Origin of the sequence: Thiohalorhabdus sp. Cl-TMA (genome assembly GCF_041821045.1) — a bacterium.
In the GTDB taxonomy this organism is placed as follows: Bacteria; Pseudomonadota; Gammaproteobacteria; order Thiohalorhabdales; family Thiohalorhabdaceae; genus Thiohalorhabdus; species Thiohalorhabdus methylotropha.
Genome location: NZ_JBGUAW010000005.1, coordinates 144,518 through 159,483 on the forward strand (window position 1 = coordinate 144,518; position 14,966 = coordinate 159,483).

The 14,966-nt window shown below is 70.2% G+C and carries 13 protein-coding genes; all 13 read right to left on the minus strand.

Going from position 1 to position 14,966, the window contains the following annotated elements:
• Position 1 precedes the first annotated feature (1 nt).
• Positions 2-1,432 carry an NADH-quinone oxidoreductase subunit N gene (locus ACERLL_RS08520; protein ID WP_373655654.1) on the minus strand — a complete coding sequence of 477 codons (1,431 nt, stop codon included), beginning with the start codon at positions 1,430-1,432 and terminating at the stop codon, positions 2-4.
• Positions 1,429-2,931: an NADH-quinone oxidoreductase subunit M gene (gene nuoM / locus ACERLL_RS08525; protein ID WP_373655655.1), complete on the minus strand. Its 1,503-nt coding sequence runs from the start codon at positions 2,929-2,931 to the stop codon at positions 1,429-1,431. The genes ACERLL_RS08520 and nuoM overlap by 4 nt, the downstream gene beginning before the upstream one ends.
• Complete coding sequence (gene nuoL, locus ACERLL_RS08530) at positions 2,928-4,781, minus strand: NADH-quinone oxidoreductase subunit L (protein WP_373655656.1); 1,854 nt, start codon at positions 4,779-4,781, stop codon at positions 2,928-2,930. The genes nuoM and nuoL overlap by 4 nt, the downstream gene beginning before the upstream one ends.
• Complete coding sequence (gene nuoK / locus ACERLL_RS08535) at positions 4,778-5,086, minus strand: NADH-quinone oxidoreductase subunit NuoK (RefSeq protein ID WP_373655657.1); 309 nt, start codon at positions 5,084-5,086, stop codon at positions 4,778-4,780. The genes nuoL and nuoK overlap by 4 nt, the downstream gene beginning before the upstream one ends.
• Positions 5,079-5,588, minus strand: coding sequence for an NADH-quinone oxidoreductase subunit J (nuoJ, locus tag ACERLL_RS08540; RefSeq protein WP_373655658.1), 510 nt, complete (start codon positions 5,586-5,588; stop codon positions 5,079-5,081). The genes nuoK and nuoJ overlap by 8 nt, the downstream gene beginning before the upstream one ends.
• A 300-nt stretch (positions 5,589-5,888) precedes the next feature.
• Entirely contained in the window at positions 5,889-6,404 is a 516-nt protein-coding gene (gene nuoI, locus ACERLL_RS08545; RefSeq protein WP_373655659.1) for an NADH-quinone oxidoreductase subunit NuoI, read from the minus strand.
• Between the two features lie 13 nt (positions 6,405-6,417).
• Positions 6,418-7,383, minus strand: coding sequence for an NADH-quinone oxidoreductase subunit NuoH (nuoH, locus tag ACERLL_RS08550; protein WP_373655660.1), 966 nt, complete (start codon positions 7,381-7,383; stop codon positions 6,418-6,420).
• Entirely contained in the window at positions 7,380-10,103 is a 2,724-nt protein-coding gene (nuoG, locus tag ACERLL_RS08555) for an NADH-quinone oxidoreductase subunit NuoG (RefSeq protein ID WP_373655661.1), read from the minus strand. Before nuoG ends, nuoH begins: the two co-directional genes overlap by 4 nt.
• 3 nt (positions 10,104-10,106) lie before the next feature.
• The gene (nuoF, locus tag ACERLL_RS08560; RefSeq protein ID WP_373655662.1) at positions 10,107-11,375 is read right to left on the minus strand and encodes an NADH-quinone oxidoreductase subunit NuoF; all 1,269 of its coding nucleotides are present in this window, start codon (positions 11,373-11,375) and stop codon (positions 10,107-10,109) included.
• Positions 11,375-11,839: an NADH-quinone oxidoreductase subunit NuoE gene (gene nuoE, locus ACERLL_RS08565; RefSeq protein WP_373655663.1), complete on the minus strand. Its 465-nt coding sequence runs from the start codon at positions 11,837-11,839 to the stop codon at positions 11,375-11,377. The genes nuoF and nuoE overlap by 1 nt, the downstream gene beginning before the upstream one ends.
• Positions 11,840-12,050: 211 nt before the next feature.
• Positions 12,051-13,790, minus strand: a complete 1,740-nt coding sequence (gene nuoC / locus ACERLL_RS08570; protein ID WP_373655791.1) for an NADH-quinone oxidoreductase subunit C/D — start codon at positions 13,788-13,790, stop codon at positions 12,051-12,053.
• A gap of 11 nt (positions 13,791-13,801) precedes the next feature.
• Positions 13,802-14,449: an NADH-quinone oxidoreductase subunit B gene (locus ACERLL_RS08575; RefSeq protein ID WP_373655664.1), complete on the minus strand. Its 648-nt coding sequence runs from the start codon at positions 14,447-14,449 to the stop codon at positions 13,802-13,804.
• Positions 14,449-14,802 carry an NADH-quinone oxidoreductase subunit A gene (locus ACERLL_RS08580; protein WP_373655792.1) on the minus strand — a complete coding sequence of 118 codons (354 nt, stop codon included), beginning with the start codon at positions 14,800-14,802 and terminating at the stop codon, positions 14,449-14,451. The genes ACERLL_RS08575 and ACERLL_RS08580 overlap by 1 nt, the downstream gene beginning before the upstream one ends.
• Positions 14,803-14,966 lie beyond the last annotated feature (164 nt).

A 14,966-nucleotide genomic window follows, 5' to 3' on the forward strand; every position in this document is an offset into this window, starting at 1 on the left:
CTCACCCGGCGGCGGAGACGCCGATGAGATCGATGAGCGGGGTCGGATAGAGCCCCAGCAGGACGAGCAGCACAGCCAGCAGGGCCACCACGGCGCCCCCGGCTCGGTCGGATCGCGGGGGCGGCGCGGTCTCCTCCGGAGGCTGGAAGAGGAGCCCCACCAGGCGCAGATAATAGAACAGGCCGATGGCGCTGCCCACCACCAGGGCGCCGAGCAGGGTCCAGAGCATGTCGCCCACTCCGGCCACGAACAGGTAGAACTTGCCGACGAAGCCCATGGTCAAGGGGATGCCCGCCAGCGACAGCAGCATCAGGGTGAAGGAAACCGCCAGGCCGGGCCGCCGCCAGAAGAGTCCGCGCAGATCCGTCTGGTCCTGGACCTCGCGGCCGTCCAGCCCCGCCGCGCTCACCGTGCCGAAGGCCCCGAGCATGGTCACGAAGTAGGCGGCGAGGTAGTAGGCCGCCGCCTCCACGCCCAGACTGCCCCCCGCCAGCAGGGCCACCAGCAAATAGCCCAGGTGGGCGATGGAGGAATAGGCCAGCAGCCGGCGGACGTTTTCCTGGAGCAGGGCAAGCAGGTTGCCCGCCAGCATGGAGGCCACGGCCAGCAGCACCGCCACCGCCGCGGGGCCCGGGGCCTGGAAGACGCCGGTATCCACCCCGTAGCGGAGCAGCACGGCGAAAACGGCCCCCTTGGAGACCGTGGCCACGAAGCCGGCCACCGGGGGCGGCGCGCCCTGGTAGATGTCCGGGGTCCAGAGGTGGAAGGGCACGAGCGACAGCTTGAAGCCCACGCCGGCCAGAATCATGGCCATGCCCGCCACCCAGTAGAGGCCGATGCCCCCGCTCTCGCGGGGCACCTGGAGGGCCAGGTCGGCGAAGCCGAGGGCGCCGCTTTCCGCGTAGATCAGGGCCATGCCGAACAGCAGGACGGCCGAGGAGGCCCCGGACAGTACCAGGTACTTGAATCCCGCCTCCACGGCCCGCGCGCGCGGCACCGGATAGGCGATGAGCGCGAACAGGGGTACCGAAAGCAGCTCCAGGGCCAGAAAGAAGCTGGCGAAATGGGCGCTGGCGGTGAGCGCGGTGCCGCCCAGGGTGCTGAGCAGGAGCAGGAGATAGAGCTCCTCGGGCTGCTGCACCGGGCGCCGCCGCAGCTCCAGGTAGGCCAGGACACCCGTCACCAGGGCGGAGGCGAGGATCAACCCGGTGAAGAACAGCGCGAAGCCGTCCACGCGCAGGAGCGGCGTGACCATGGCGGTCCCCGCGCCCGTCGCCGCCGGGAGGAGCACCAGGGCCAGGGCCAGCGTGGCCAGGGTGGCTCCGGCCACCAGCTCGTGGCGGCGGGCGAAGGCGATGAGCCCCATGACCGCCAGCGCGCCCCCGCCCAGGATCAGCCAGGGGAGCAGCAGAGGCAGATCCGCCGCATTCATGGCGCCGCTCCCAGGGTCAGGGAGGCGCCCTGGTCCGCCCAGCGCAGCAGGGACGAAAGGGCCGGCTCCGCCACGTCGAACAGGGGCTGCGGGGCCAGCCCCAGCCACACCAGGCCCGCCACCATCACGGCCAGGGTGCCCGTCTCGCGGAGGGACAGGTCGGCGGTGGTCCGTGCCGGCCCTACCGGGCCGTGCAGCGACTTCTGCACCAGCAGCAGGGTATAGAGCAGCGAGCCCACCAGCCCCACGGCGGCGAGGACCGTGAAGACGGGGTGGTCGGGGAAGGCGCCCAGCAGCACCAGGAATTCCCCCACGAAATTGGCCAGTCCGGGCAGCCCCAGGGAGGCCACCACGAAGAACAGGACGAAGGCGGACAGCCTCGGCACCGAGCCCCACAGCCCGCCCATGCGCGCCATGCTGCGGGTGTGGAGTCGCTCCTGGAGGAGGCCCGCCAGCATGAACAGGGCGCCGGTGCTCAGGCCGTGCGCCACCATCTGCATGAGGGCGCCCTGCAGCGCCCAGGCGTTCCAGGCGTACAGCCCCACCAGGACGAAGCCCAGGTGGCTGATGCTGGAGTAGGCCACCAGGCGCTTGAAATCGTCCTGGGCGAAGGCCTGGACCGCGCCGTAGAGGATACTCGCCACCCCCAGACCCAGCGCCACCGGGGCGAAGGCCAGGGAGGCCTCCGGAAACAGCGGAATGGCGAAGCGCAGGAGCCCGTAGGCGCCCGTCTTGAGCAGGATACCCGCCAGCAGCACGCTGCCGGCCGTGGGTGCCTGGGTATGGGCGTCGGGGAGCCAGGTATGGACCGGCACCACCGGCATCTTCACCGCGAAGGCGAGGAACAGCCCCAGCATGCCCCAGAAGGCGTATCGGGACTGGATCGGGGTATCGCGCAGGTCCAGGTAGTCGAAGGTCCAGGTGCCCGTGCCGCCGTGGTGGAGGAGCACCAGTACCAGGATGCCGATGAGCAGGAGAAGTCCAGTGCCCTGGGTAAAGATGAAGAACTTCATGGCCGCCGGTCCCCGCTGCTCGTGCCCCCACAGGGCGATGAGGAAGTACATGGGGACCAGCATCACCTCCCAGAAGAAGAAGAACAGGAACAGGTCCAGGGCCAGGAAGACGCCCACCACGCCCGCCACCGACCAGAGCAGGTGGAAATGGAAGAAGCCCACGCGCTCGCGGATCTCCGTCCAGGAGGCGGCCACGCCCACCAGGCCGAGCACCAGCGTCAGGGCCACCAGCACCAGGCTCACGCCGTCCATGGCCAGATGGAAGTGGATGCCGAAGCGGGGGATCCAGGACCAGTACACCTCCGCCAGCCAGGTTCCCGGCGGCGGGAAGGCGGTGGTCCGGCCGCCCCAGACGGCGGCCAGCACGGCCAGGGTCAGCACCAGGGTGCCCACGGCCACCCAGCGGGCCGCGGTCGCCGCCCGGTCCAGCCACCAGGTGAGCAGACCGCCGAGCAGCGGCAGGCCGATGAGCGCCGCCAGCATCAAGGCAGGCCCGCGATGGCCAGCGCCGCGACCAGGCCTGCCGCCACCCCGGCGGCGTACCAGCGCAGCTGACCGGTCTGGGTGCGGATGAGCCGCTCATGGAGGGCCCAGGTGCCGGCCACCAAGCCGTCCACCCCGCGGTCCGCCACGTCGTCCCGATTGATCCGGGCCAGGGCGTAGAGGGGCCGCACGAACAGGGCGCCGTACAGCCGGTCAAAGCCCCAGCCGTGGAACCAGAAGTCCGCCGCGCGGCCGGCCGCCGGGAATCGGGTGAGTCGGGCCAGGAGCTCGGGCCGCTGCAGGTACGCCACATAGGCGAGGAAGATGCCGCCGATGGAGGCGATACCGCCGAGCCCCATGAGGATCCGGACGGTGGTGGGGTCCGGGTGGGGGGCGCTCGTGGTCCAGACCGGGGCCAGGAACGCAACGGGCTCCACCCAGCCGCCGATAATGGCCAGCACCGTGAGAAGTACCACCGGAAGGCCCATGGCCGCGCCGGACTCGTAGGCAGCCTCCATGCGGGGCGTGCCGAAGAACACCACGAACACCGCCCGGAAGCTGTAGAAGGCGGTGAGCCAGGCCCCCAGCCAGCCCGCCAGCCACAGGGCCGGGCTCACCGCCCAGGTGTCGGCGAGGATGAGGTCCTTGCTGAAGAAGCCGGCGGTCACCACGGGAAAGGCGGCGAGGGCGGCGGCGCCCGCCAGGAAGCCGATGAATGTGACGGGCAGGCGCCGCCACAGGCCGCCCATGCGGAAGATGTCGTGCTCGTGGTGCATGGCGGCGATGACCGAGCCGGCGGTGAGGAAGAGCAGGGCCTTGAAGAAGGCGTGGGTCATGAAGTGGAAGATGGCCGCCGACCAGGCCCCCACCCCCAGGGCCAGGAACATGTAGCCGATCTGGCTGATGGTGGAGTAGGCCAGGATGCGCTTGAGGTCGCGCTGCACCAGGGCGCTCGCCGCCGCGAGCAGCAGGGTGACCGCGCCCACGCCGGCCACGGCGCCCTGCACCGGCGGCGCGAGCACGAACAGCGGATGGGTGCGGGCGATCAGGTAGACCCCCGCGGTGACCATGGTGGCGGCGTGGATGAGGGCGCTCACCGGCGTGGGGCCGGCCATGGCGTCGGGCAGCCAGCTCTGCAGCGGGAGCTGGGCGGACTTGCCCACGGCACCGCCCAGTAGCAGTGCCGCCGCCGCGATGGGAAGCCAGGAGCCGCTGGCCCATTCGGCCTCCGCCGCGCGCAGCAGGGGCTGGATCTGCAGGGTGCCCAGATGGGCGAACAGCAGGAACAGCCCCACGAGCAAGGCCACGTCGCCTACGCGGGTCATCACGAAGGCCTTGCGGGCGGCGCTGCCGTTCTCCGGCTCCGCATACCAGTAGCCGATGAGCAGGTAGCTGCAGACCCCCACGCCTTCCCAGCCCAGGTAGAGCAGGAGCAGGTTGTCGGCCAGGATCAGGGTCAGCATGGCGGCCACGAACAGGTTCAGATAGGCGAAGTAGCGGCGGTAGCCTTCGTCCCCGTCCATGAACTCGATGGAATAGAGGTGGATCAGCATGCCCACCCCGGTTACCACCAGGGCCATGATCAGGGACAGGGGGTCGAGGTAGAAGGCGATGGCCGGCTGCAGGCCCTCGATGGCCATCCAGCGCCAGACGGTGGCGGTCGTCGCGTGGCCGGGGGGCGGGCTGCCCAGGAAATAGGCGGCCACCGCCAGGGCCACGGCGAAGGAGGCGGCCACCGAGCCCACGCCCACCGCCGCGATGGCCCGCCGGTCCAGGCGGCCCCCGAGCAGGGCCAGGACCAGGAATCCGGCCAGGGGCAGGGCGGGGACCCAGGGCAGCAGCGCGGCGCTCATTCGCGCATCCCGCTGGCCGCGTCGCTGTCCAGGGTGCCGAGGCGGTGGTAGAGCTGTAGCACCAGGGCCAGTCCCACCGCCACCTCCGCCGCGGCCAGGGCGAGGATGAGGATGAACATGATCTGACCGTCCGGCTGCGCCCAGCGCGCGCCGGCCACCACGAAGGCGATTCCCGCGGCGTTGAGCATGATCTCCAGGCTCATGAGCATGAACACGGCGTTGCGGCGCGCCAGCACGCCGGCGAGTCCCAGGGCGAACAGCGCCCCGGCCAGGAGGAGGCCGTGGTCCATGGGCACCTCAGCCATCCTCGTTGCCCTCCAGCGCCTCCTGGCGGCCCAGGTGGAAGGCGCCCACCAGACCGGCCAGCAATAGGAAGGCCCCCAGCTCCACGGCGAGCAGATAGGGGCCGTACAGGGCCACGCCCACCGCCTTCGGTGCCACCATGGTCCCCGCCGTGCCCGGTAGGGCTCCGGTGAGCAGCAACAGCAGCTCGGCGAGCAGGATCCCCGCCAGGAGCCCGGGACCTCGCCACACGCCCGGACTGAGCCAGCGGCGCTCCTGGGCCTCCGCCTCCTCGCCCAGGTTCAGCATCATCACCACGAATACGAACAGCACCACGATGGCGCCGGCGTAGATGATCACCTCCAGGGCCGCGGCGAAGGGCGCGCCCAGGGTAAAGAGCACCAGGGCCGCCGCCAGCAGCGACACCACCAGGTAGAGCAGGGCGTGCACGGCGTTGGCGGCCGTGACCACGCGGAAGGTGGCGGCCAGGGCGAGCAGGGCGGAGATGTAGAAGGTGGCTTCCATTGGCTAAACGCTCCCGGCAATATCGCTATGGACCCCGTAGGAGCGACCGTTCCGGAGGCGACCGGTGGGGCCGGGTATCCGAAGGCGTGGGTGCCCGACCCGCCGTTGTAGGAGCGACCTCCAGGTCGCGACCGAACAAGCCCGGGTGCCCGGGCGTAGCCTCCCAGCTGTGCGGCCACGGGCTGGGATTCGCAGCCGGGACCGCCGCACCTACGTGGGCTCTTCGTTCGTACAGGGCGCCGGTAGGAGCGGCGTCCTCGCGGCGGCCCCAACGGGGCAGGGCGCCCTTCCCCGAGCCCCTCACGGCAGTAAATCCCTCGGATCGGCGGGCGGCTCCTCGTTCTCCGCCTCGCCCTTGTCCTTGCCGCCGATGCCCATGCCGGCCACCCGGTAGTAGTTGTAGTCGGGATACTTGCCGGGCCCGGCGATCAGCAGGTCCTCCTTCTCGTACACCATCTCCTGGCGGTGATACTCGCTCATCTCGAAGTCGGGGATGAGCTGGATGGCGTAGGTGGGGCAGGCCTCCTCGCAGAAGCCGCAATAGATGCAGCGGGAGAAGTTGATGCGGAACCAGTCCGGATACCAGCGGCCGGTTTCGTCCTCGGTCTTCTCCAGGGCGATGCAGTCCACCGGGCAGGCCACAGCGCACAGGTTGCAGGCCACGCACCGCTCGCCGCCGTCCGGGTCGCGGCTGAGGACGATGCGGCCCCGGGTGCGCGGCGGCAGATAGGGCTTCTCCTCCGGGTACTGCACCGTCTCCCGCGGCCGGAAGGAATGCAGCAGGATCATCCAGAGGTTGCGGATCTCCGTGAGCATGGTTGCGCTCCGCTCAGGTGGCCGGACCCTGCAGGGCCAGGACCCAGCCACCGGTGATCACTAGGTTCACGAGGGCTACGGGCAGCATGAGCTTCCAGCCGTAGGCCATGAGCTGGTCGTAGCGCGGCCGCGGTTGCGACGCCCGGATCAGGATGAACAGCACTACCACCACCGCGGTCTTCAGGCCGAACCAGACCACCGGCGGCAGCAGCGGCCCCTGCCAGCCGCCCAGGAACAGGGTGGTGACCATGGCGGAGATCAGCAGCACCCCCAGGTACTCGCCCACGAAGAACATGCCGAACTTCATGCCCGCGTACTCGGTGTGGTAGCCGGCGATCAGCTCGTTCTCCGCCTCCGGCAGGTCCATGGGCAGGCGGTGCGACTCGGCCAGTCCGGCCACGAAGAAGACGATAAAGCCCAGGATCTGCGGGACGATGAACCACAGGCCTTCCTGGGCGAGGACGATGCCGCGCAGGTCGAAGGTGCCCGCCTGCAGCACCACGCCCATGAGGGCGAGCCCCATGAACACCTCGTAGCTCACCATCTGGGCGGCGGAGCGCAGGCCGCCCAGCAGGGCGTATTTGTTGTTGGAGGCCCAGCCGCCCAGCAGGACGCTGTAGACGGCCACCGAGCTCATGCCGAGGAAATAGAGCAGGCCGATGTTGAGATCCACCACGCCCAACTGCGGGGTGAAGGGAACCACGGCGAAGGCGAGGATCATGGACACGGCGATGACCGCCGGGGCCAGAACGAACACCGGGCGGTCGGCGAAGGGCGGGATCCAGTCCTCCTTGGTCAGGATCTTGCCCATGTCCGCCACCACCTGGAGGACGCCGAAGGGACCCACCCGATTGGGGCCGTAGCGGTCCTGCCACAGGCCCAGCAGGCGGCGCTCCACCCAGATGAGCAGGGCTGCCGCCACCAGCAGGCCCGCGGCCGTGGCCGCCACGGCGATGGCCACCACCAGCGCCTCGATCATCGTCCCGCCTCCCGCAGGGCCCCCCAGGCGGGCAGATCCGCCGGGGCCATGCCGGGCAGTCCCACGGGCAGGCCCGCCAGGCCCCGGGCGAGCCCGGTTTCCGGCCGCAGGGGCAGGGAAAAGGACTTGCCGTCCACCTCCAGGAGTACCCAGGCTTCCCCGGAAGGCTCGAAGCCGGCCCCGGTGGCGTCCTCCGGATGCACGGCCAGGTAGGGCGCCGGCATACGCTCCGCGACGGCCTGGCCCTCGGCGCTCAGCTCCTCGCTGCCGAAGACGTGGTGTACCGGGACCACCAGCCATTGCCCGGCGCGGGGCGCGAAGGCCTCGGGGACGTCGGGAAAGTAGCCACCACCGGGCGCCGCGCCGCCGTCCAGCAGCCGCACCCCGGCGGGCCCGCCCTGCAGCGCACCGCCCACCTCCTCCTGGAACTTGTTCAGGGCGTGGACGGAGTTCCAGCCGGGGGTCCAGACGAAGGGAAGCAGGGCGCCCGGCTGGTTGCCGTAATGGCCTTCCATGGAATCGCTGAAGGGAGAATCGCCATCGGCGATGGGCGTCGGCTCGTGGACGCTGCGGTGCGCGCGCATGGCGGTGCGGCCGCTGTACCGGAAGGGCTGATGGGCCAGACGGCGGTTGGCGAGCCGGTAGCCGGCGCGCGGGGCGGCCTCGGGGATGGTCGCCAGGGCCGGGATCTCCCCGGCGCAGGCCTCCGTCACCGCGTCCAGGCTGGTCCACTCGAATTCCTCGTCCCGCCCGGCCCGGCGCCCCGCCTCACGCAGCCAGCGCCAGCCCTCCTGCACCTCCGCCGTGGGGGAATGTACCTGGAAGAAGCGCTGGGCGCGCCCCTCGTTGTTCACCAGGGTGCCGTCGCCCTCGGCGAAGGTGGCCGCGGGCAGGAGGGCGTCCGCGGCTTCGGCGGTGTGGTGGTGCAGATGATCCAGGACCACCACCCGCTCGGCGGTCTCCAGGGCGGTGCGCACGGTCTCGAAATCGGCGCGGGTATAGAGGTCGTTCTCCGCCACCAGCAGGGTATCCGCCTCCCCTTCGCGCAGAGCGCGCAGCCCGTCCTCCAGGGGCCGGCCGCCCAGCAGGGCGGCGCCCAGGCTGTCGCATTCCGGCACGGTCAGGTGGATCCGGGCGGGCCGCTCCGACCGGTAGAGGGAACGGGCCACGTTGGATGCCGCTTGCAGGACGGCGGTGCTGCCGGCCCCGTACCCGGAGACCACCAGGGGGCGTTCGGCATGGCGCAGCCGATCGGCCGTCTCCCGGGCCGCCTCCTCCAGCCCCGGCTCCAGGTCCGTCACCGGAGGCGCCTCGGCATCGAGGGCGTAAGCCACCGCGAAACCGAATCGGGCGATGTCGGCAGGGGCCAGGCGCAGCGCCGGGTCCGCGCAGTCATCGAGCCGGGTGGCGCCGGGCGTGGCCAGAACCAGGGGGCTGTAGGCGTGCGGCGAGGCCTGGCGCACCGCGGCATCCTGCCACAGCGGGATGCCCAGCTTTTCCGCCTGGGCGAGGGCCCGGTGGCGGGTGGCCTGGCGCAGGGACAGGGCCAACCGCGGGGCGGTATCCGGAATGTCGTCGCCGAGCACCAGCACCGCGTCGCACTCCTCGGTCTCGGCCATGCCGGCGATGTGCGCCGGGGTCCGGTGGAGGATGTCCACGGTCTCGTTCAGCAGCCTTCCCTCGGCCGCGCCGATGCCCGGCGAGAAGTTCTCCGGCCCCACCAACCGGCGGAGGGCGAAGTTCACCTCCAGCGAGGCGCGGGGCGAGCCGATGCCGATGGTTCGGTGAGGCCGGGCCGCGGCCTCGTCGAGCAGCTCCAGCGCCTCCTCCGTATCCGCATGCGACTCCGCGGCGCGGGGGCGGTGATGGCGGGTCGGCTCCAGGATGCGGCGGGGGCTGTTGACGAACTGGTAGCCGAAACGGCCCCGGTCGCACAGGAAGTAGCCGTTGACCGCCTCGTGGTAGCGGTTCTGGATGCGCCGCAGGCGGTCGTAGCGCTCGCCGGGGGAGGTGTTGCAGCCCAGGCCGCAGTGGACGCAGACCGAGGGGGCCGTACGCAGGTCCCACTTGCGAACGTAGTGCTCGGAGAGGGTACGGTCGGTGAACACGCCCGTCGGGCAGACCTCCGCCAGGTTGCCGCTGAATTCGCTTTCCAGCGTGCCGTCGGCCTGGCGGCCGAAGTAGACGTGGTCGTGGGCGCCGAAGGCGTCCAGATCGCTGCCGCCGGCGTAGTCCCGGTAGAAGCGCACGCAGCGGTAGCAGGTGATGCAGCGGTTCATCTCGTGGTTGATGAACGGACCCAGGTCCTGATTGCGGAAGGTACGCTTGTCGAAGCGGTAGCGCCGGTAGGTGTGCCCGGTCATCTGCGTCATGTCCTGGAGGTGGCACTCGCCGCCCTCCTCACAGGTGGGGCAGTCATGGGGGTGGTTGATCATCAGCCACTCGATGACGCTGGCGCGGAAGTCGCGGGCCTCCGGATCCTCGATGGCGATGCGGGTGCCGTCGGCGGCGGGGGTCATGCAGGCCATGACGATGCGTCCGGACTCGTCGCTTTCGTCGGCGAACTGCTTGACGGCGCACTGGCGGCAGGCCCCCACCGAGCCCATGGCCGGATGCCAGCAGAAGTAGGGCAGGTCGAGACCCTGGGACAGGCAGGCGTGCAGGAGGTTGGTCTGCGGATCCGCCGGGTAGGTCCGGCCGTCGACGATGATGCTGGCCATGCCTTACTCCCAGGGACACTGCTGTTCGCGGATGTGGCGTTCGAAGTCTTCCCGGAAATACTGCAGCCCGCTCTCCAGGGGCCCCACCGCGCCCGGCGCATGGGCGCAGAAGGTGCGTCCCGGCCCCAGGTAGTGGCAGTGCAGCGCCAGGTTTTCCAGATCCCCTTGTTGGCCCGCTCCCCGGTCGATGGCGCGCAGGATGCGCTCCGTCCACGGCAGCCCGTCGCGGCAGGGCGTGCACCAGCCGCAGGATTCCCGGGCGAAGAACTGCTCCAGATTGGCCAGCATGCCCACGGGGCAGGTCTTATCGTCCAGGGCGATGATGGCCGCCGTGCCCAGGCGACTACCGGCGTTGCCCACCTGGGTGAAGTCCATGGGCATGTCCAGGTGCTCGTCGGTGAGGAACGGCGTGGAGGCGCCGCCCGGGAGCATGCCCTTGAGTCGAACCCCCGACCGCATACCGCCGGCGTGCTCCTCGATCACCTCGCGGGCGGTGGTGCCCATGGGCAGCTCCCAGGCGCCGGGCCGGTTCACCTTGCCGCTGGCGCCGTAGAGCTTGGTGCCGGCGTCCTCGGTACGGGAGAGGCCCTGGAACCAGGCCGCGCCGTTGTTGACGATGTGGGGCACGTTGCACAGCGTCTCCACGTTGTTCACCACCGTGGGCCGGCCCCACAGCCCGCTCTGCTGGGGATAGGGCGGCTTGGCGCGGGGCAGGGGCCGGCGGCCCTCCAGGGCGGACAGGAGGGCGGTCTCCTCGCCGCAGATATAGCGGCCCGCGCTGGTGTGGAGCAGGAGGTCCAGGTGGTAGCCGGAGCCGAGGATGTCGACGCCCAGGTAGCCGGCCTCGTAGGCCTCGCGGATGGCCCGATTGAGGGCACGGGCGGCGGGGCGGTACTCCTCGCGCAGGAAGATGAAGGCGTAACGGGCCTGGATGGCGTAGCCGCTCACGGCCATGGCTTCCACCATCTGGTGGGGGTCGCCTTCGAGCAGGATCCGGTCCTTGAAGGTGCCCGGCTCCATCTCGTCGGCGTTGGCCACGATGCAGGTGGGCCGCTCGTCGTCGAGCGGGACGAAGCCCCACTTCATGCCCGTGGAGAACCCGGCCCCGCCCCGGCCCCGCAGGCCGGAGTCGCGTACCAGCCGGGTGACCTCCTCGGGCGCCATGTCTGTCAGCACCTTGCGCAGGGCGCCGTAGCCGCCGGCGGCCTCGTAGCCCGCCCGGTCCAGGGGCGCTCCGTCCGGCTGAATGCGGGCGGTTAGCGGGGCTTCCATCACGAGTACCGATCCAGCAGGGCGTCGAGCCCATCCGTCGTGACCTCGCCCACCGGCTCGCCGTCGATGAGCACCGCCGGTGCCCGCTCGCACTGGCCGAGGCAGCAGACGGGCAGCAGGGTGAAGCGGCCGTCCCCGGTGGTCTGGCCCGGGGCGATGCCGAGCTTGCCCTGCAGGGCCGCGTAAAGGGATTCCTGGCCCAGCATCCAGCAGCTCACGCTGTCGCAGACCAGGATTACGTGGCGGCCCACGGGCTTGCGGAAGATGAGGTTGTAGAAGGTGGCCACGCCGTCAAGCTCCGCCACGGGCATGCCGAGCACCTCGGCGGCCTCGGCCAGGGCCGCGTCGCTCACCCAGCCCTGATGCTTCTGCACCGCCTTCAGGGCCTCCACGCCCGCCGCCCGCGGGTCCGCCCAGCGGTCGCGCTCCTCGACGATGGCCTGGCGCTCCGCCTCGCTCAGCATGGCGCCGGAGCCTTCCCAAAAAGGGACCCGTAGGAGCGGCGTCCCGGCCGCGACCTGCCGGGGCTTGGCCCAGATCGCGGGTCGCGTGCCACCGCTACGAGGCGCCCGGGCCCATTCCGGCGTGTGCTGCTTGCTCCTGCCACCGTGCCTTCCTTGGCAGGTCGCGGCCGATAGGCCGCTCCTACAGGAGGCTGTTTCCTGCTTATCTGGCTCATCGGTCCACGTCCGCCATGACGAAGTCGATGGAGCCGAGTATGGCGATCAGGTCCGCCACCAGGTGGTTCCGGCACAGCTCCGGCAGCACCTGCAGGTGCGGGAAGGAGGGCGTGCGGATGCGCGTCCGGTAGCTGGCCGTGCCGCCGTCGCTGGTCAGGTAGTAGCTGTAGGCGCCCTTGGTGCCCTCGATGGGCACCTCCACCTCACCCGCCGGCATGACCGGCCCCCAGCTCACCCCCAGGAAGTGGGAGATGAGGCTCTCGATGTCGTGCAGGGCCCGGTCCTTGGGGGGCGGGGTGGTAAGGGGGTGGTGCGCCTTGTGGGCGCCCTCCGGCATGTTGTCGACGCACTGTTGGATGATGCGCAGGCTCTGACGCATCTCCTCCACGCGCACCACGCAACGGTCGTAGCTGTCGCCGTTCTCCGCCGTGGGGATATCGAACTCGAACCGTTCGTAGCCGGAGTAGGGACGCTGCTTGCGGAAGTCCCACTCCACGCCGCTGGCGCGCAGATTGGGGCCCGTGACGCCCCAGTCGATGGCCTCCTCGGCGGAAAGGATGCCCACGCCCACGGTGCGGGCCTTCACCGTGCGGTTGCCGAGCACCAGCTTGTCGTACTCGTCCAGCCGGGCCGGCATGTAGTCGAGGAGCTCCCGCACCAGTTTGTCCCACCCCTCGGGCAGGTCGGCGGCGAGGCCGCCGATCCGGAACCACGCCGGGTGCATGCGGAAGCCGCACACCGCCTCGATGATGTCGTAGATCTTCTGGCGGTCGGCGAACATGTAGAAGATCGGCGACATCTCGCCGATGTCCTGGGCGTAGGTGCCGTAGAACAGCAGGTGGCTGGAGATGCGGAACAGCTCGCACAGCATGACCCGTACCACCTGCACCCGCTCGGGCACCTCGATGCCGGCGAGCCGCTCCAGGGCCAGCACATAGGGCAGGTTGTTCATCACTCCGCCCAGGTAGTCCACCCGGTCGGTGTAGGGGATGTAGGTGTGCCAGCTCTGGCGCTCCCCCATCTTCTCCGCCGCCCGGTGGTGGAAGCCGATCTCGGGCACCGACTCGACGATCTCCTCGCCGTCGAGCTGCAGCACCACCCGGAACACGCCGTGGGCGCTGGGATGGTTGGGCCCGAGATTGAGGAACATGAAGTCCGTGCCGTCATGACGGCGCTGCATGCCCCAGTCCTCGGGCCGGAAGCGCAGGGCCTCCTGCTCGTAGTCCTCACCCTCGTCGTCGAGATGGTAGTGGCCGATCTCCGTGGCGCGGGCGGGATGGTCCTTGCGCAGGGGATGGCCCTCCCAGGTGGGGGGCAGGAGGATGCGGGAGAGGTGCGGGTGGCCGTCGAAGCGGATGCCGAACAGATCCCACACCTCCCGCTCGTACCAGTTGGCCGCAGCCCAGACCCCCGTGGCGCTGGGCAGGCTGAGCTCGGGCTCCAGCAGGGCCACCTTGAGGCGGACGTCGGCGTTGCGGTCCAGGGAGAGGAGGTGGTAGACCACGGTGAAATCGGCGTCGGGAAGGCCTTCCCGGTGGCGATGCTCGCGCTCGTCCACGGCGGTCAGGTCGTAGAGCATGGCGAAGGGGCCGGCCGCATCCCGCTTCAGGTACCGGAGCGCCGGGAGCAGCAGGTCGCGGCTCAGCCACAGGGTGGGAACGTCGTCCGCGGTGGGCTGGACGGTGAAAGCGTCCGCGCCGTAGGCGCGGTCCAGTTCCTCGCGGACCGTACCCAGGGCACCCACGCCTACACTCCGTCCGGTTTGCGGTAGGAAACCGCCTGCATGCGCTCCGCCCGCTTGCGGGCCCGCTGGCTGGGCCGGGCGCCGGCCTGCGGCGGGCCTTCGCCAACCGTGCGCTCCAGGGGCCGGTTTTCCGTGCCGATGGCCTGCTGGAGCAGGGTCAGGCCTTCAAGCACGGCCTCGGGTCGGGGCGGGCAGCCCGGCACGTAGACGTCCACGGGCAGGAACTTGTCCACCCCCTGCACCACGCTGTAGATGTCGTACATGCCGCCGGAGTTGGCGCACGAGCCCATGGAAATGACCCAGCGCGGTTCCATCATCTCGCTGTAGAGCCGTCGGATGACCGGAGCCATCTTTCTGAAGACGGTGCCGGATATGATGATGACGTCCGCCTGGCGAGGGCTGGCGCGGAAGATCTCCGAGCCGAAGCGGGCGATGTCGTGCGGGCTGGTAAAGGCGGTGGCCATCTCCACGTAGCAGCAGGACAAGCCGAAGTTGAATGGCCACAGGGAGTTCTTGCGGCACCAGGCCACCAGCTCATCCAGGCGGGAGAGCAGCATGTTGCGCTCCATGGCCTCCTGCAGCGAGCCGTAGCCCGGCGTCTCCCCCGACCCGCCGGAATTCCCCTCGGCCTTGGTCATCCACCAGCGCATCAGGAGGCCTCCTCCGGGGAGCGGGCCCGGACCGTTCTGCCGCGGCCCTGCGGGGCCCAGTCCAGCGCCCCCACCGCCCATTCGTAGGCCAGGGCCACGGCCAGCACCACGACGAAAATCACCAGGGCGATGTAGCCCGTCCAGCCCGCCTCCCGGGCGGCCACCGCCCAGGCGAAGATGAACACCGTCTCCATGTCGAAGATCACGAAGAACATGGCCACCACATAGAACTGCGCCGAGGTGCGGAAGCGTGCGAAGCCCAGCGGGACGATGCCCGATTCGAAAGGGGTCACCCGGCCGCGTCCGGTGCGCTTCGGCCCCAGGAAATGGCCCAGGGCGAGCGCGGCCACCACCAGGGCAACGGCTGAAATGGCATAGATGATCAGGGGCCAGTAGGCGGGGGCGGGTGCTTGATCGCCGGGCAAGTGGGTGCATCCTGTCGAGTCTGGTGCGTTTCTCCCTCTTTTCCTGATTAAAGGGGGTGCCCGCGCCGGTAAAGGCGGGGAAGCCCTAACAG

Excerpts from the sequence above, each read along its gene's own strand:
- nuoG (WP_373655661.1), bottom strand. The coding sequence starts at position 10,103 with ATGGCCAGCATCATCGTCGACGGCCGGACCTACCCGGCGGATCCGCAG.
- nuoL (WP_373655656.1), bottom strand. The coding sequence starts at position 4,781 with ATGAGCGCCGCGCTGCTGCCCTGGGTCCCCGCCCTGCCCCTGGCCGGA.
- nuoH (WP_373655660.1), bottom strand. The coding sequence starts at position 7,383 with ATGATCGAGGCGCTGGTGGTGGCCATCGCCGTGGCGGCCACGGCCGCG.
- nuoK (WP_373655657.1), bottom strand. The coding sequence starts at position 5,086 with ATGGCTGAGGTGCCCATGGACCACGGCCTCCTCCTGGCCGGGGCGCTG.
- nuoI (WP_373655659.1), bottom strand. The coding sequence starts at position 6,404 with ATGCTCACGGAGATCCGCAACCTCTGGATGATCCTGCTGCATTCCTTC.
- nuoF (WP_373655662.1), bottom strand. The coding sequence starts at position 11,375 with ATGGAAGCCCCGCTAACCGCCCGCATTCAGCCGGACGGAGCGCCCCTG.
- nuoJ (WP_373655658.1), bottom strand. The coding sequence starts at position 5,588 with ATGGAAGCCACCTTCTACATCTCCGCCCTGCTCGCCCTGGCCGCCACC.
- ACERLL_RS08520 (WP_373655654.1), bottom strand. The coding sequence starts at position 1,432 with ATGAATGCGGCGGATCTGCCTCTGCTGCTCCCCTGGCTGATCCTGGGC.
- nuoE (WP_373655663.1), bottom strand. The coding sequence starts at position 11,839 with ATGCTGAGCGAGGCGGAGCGCCAGGCCATCGTCGAGGAGCGCGACCGC.
- ACERLL_RS08575 (WP_373655664.1), bottom strand. The coding sequence starts at position 14,449 with ATGCGCTGGTGGATGACCAAGGCCGAGGGGAATTCCGGCGGGTCGGGG.